The following is a 1,705-nucleotide window of genomic DNA, read 5'->3' as shown; positions in this document are numbered from 1 at the left end:
ACTTACTGTGCTTGCTCATATACTAATAGTATAAGAACAGCTTTAAGCATGGTTCTTAAAAATGAACCTAATCATCTATGATAAAATTATAGATATTAGGGATGAAATGGGATTGTTTTATGTGCTTGCTGGGTTTCCAACTTAGGAATTACTCATTTGGTAGACTCCACCCTCATTCCATTGCCTTTCATCTTTTCGGTTGGTTAGGTTCATTCATTGATTACCTGTATAACTCGTGAGCCTGTTGTGGTTTTGGATTAACAGGGCATCCCAAATTATAGGAGGTATATTATGTCAGAAAAAATTGTTGTAGGAATTGATGTGAGTAAAGCTTTCAGTGATATCTGTATTCTATCACCTAATAATGACATCATCAAAAGACTTAAAATTTCTAATGATATTACTGGTATGAAGTCGCTCATCTATGTACTTGAAAAGGTAGAAGATGAGTACGAAGATAGAGCAGTAATTATCATGGAAGCTACTGCACACTATCATCAAATTTTAGCTAATTTTTTCCGTAAGCATAATTACGAAGTCATTGTAATTAATCCGATTCAAAGTGGAGCATTGAAAAATATCAATATCCGAAAAATTAAATCAGATAAAACAGATGCATATAATATAGCGTTGCTATATCGTATTAAGAATTACAACGAAACAATTACACACTCAGATACCGTTAACAGTATCAAAAAGCTTTGCAGACAGCATAAAGAATTGACGGATGAAATTGTGGAACACATCAACCGATTAATCGCTTTTTTAGATATTTCCTTTCCAGATTTCAAGAAAGTATTTACGGATTTGCAAGGGAAAACACCTTTGTCTTTGCTTGAAAAATATCCTACTATACAGGAAGTATTATCTCCTGAAAATAAGCAAGATATTATTCAACTGATAAAAGAAAATTCACATAAAAGCAGCTCCTATGCCGAAGCAAAATATGAAAAACTATTTAAAGCTGCTGAAAAATCTATTGAAGTTTGTATAGTAAGCCTTAGTTCAGCAGTACTTATTCAAACAACTGTGAGGGTTATTTTCAGTTTACAGGAAGCTTTGAAAGCAATTGATGATGAAATTAAAAGACTATCACTTTTAGATGAAAAGTTTCATAAAGAAATAGTGCTTTTACAAAGTATTCCAGGAGTTGGAGAGTATACAGCATGTGTTGTTTTATCAGAGCTTGGAGATATATCCGATTTCTCGAAACCGAAAGAATTAGTTGCCTTCTTTGGCTTGGATCCAGGAGTATCCCAAAGTGGAACATACAATAGGAAAAACAATAAAATCTCTAAAAGAGGATCACCTCATGTTCGCTCAATTCTCCATATGCTGGCTAAATCTAATGTGTATCCAAATCGCAACCGAGAGTATTTAAATCCTGTTATGCGAGCTTATTTTGAAAAGAAGATAGCTGAAAAACCATACAAAGTTGTAATGTGTGCAATTATGCGAAAGATGGTTCAAATTATTTTTGCTGTTCTAAGAAACCAAAAATCATTTGAGTTAAGAACACCCGAAGAACATCAAAAACTAATTCGAGAAAAAAGTAAGTTAGTCGCATAAACTATTAAAAGTGTTGCCTCAAAAAATGAAAATATATGGGGTTTATTTGCTATGCACATTTTTAAGTTTTGTGACTTAAAAATTTTTCAAAAAAATTTTTAAAATAACTATTGACTTCCTTAGTTGGTCTATTAAA

The 1,705-nt window shown here is 32.2% G+C and carries 1 protein-coding gene; it reads left to right on the top strand.

The features are described from left to right. The first annotated feature begins 291 nt into the window (after window positions 1–291). On the top strand, window positions 292–1,569 hold the full coding sequence (locus HMPREF0072_RS10225; RefSeq protein ID WP_004830261.1) for an IS110 family RNA-guided transposase: 1,278 nt from the start codon (window positions 292–294) through the stop codon (window positions 1,567–1,569). Window positions 1,570–1,705: the final 136 nt, after the last annotated feature.

Source organism: Anaerococcus lactolyticus ATCC 51172 (assembly GCF_000156575.1).
In the GTDB taxonomy this organism is placed as follows: domain Bacteria; phylum Bacillota; class Clostridia; order Tissierellales; family Peptoniphilaceae; genus Anaerococcus; species Anaerococcus lactolyticus.
The sequence above is the reverse complement of the archived record's forward strand: the minus strand, read 5'-3'. Positions and strand labels throughout refer to the sequence as shown.

Coding starts and splice junctions, on each gene's coding strand:
- HMPREF0072_RS10225 (WP_004830261.1), top strand. CDS start 292: ATGTCAGAAAAAATTGTTGTAGGAATTGATGTGAGTAAAGCTTTCAGT.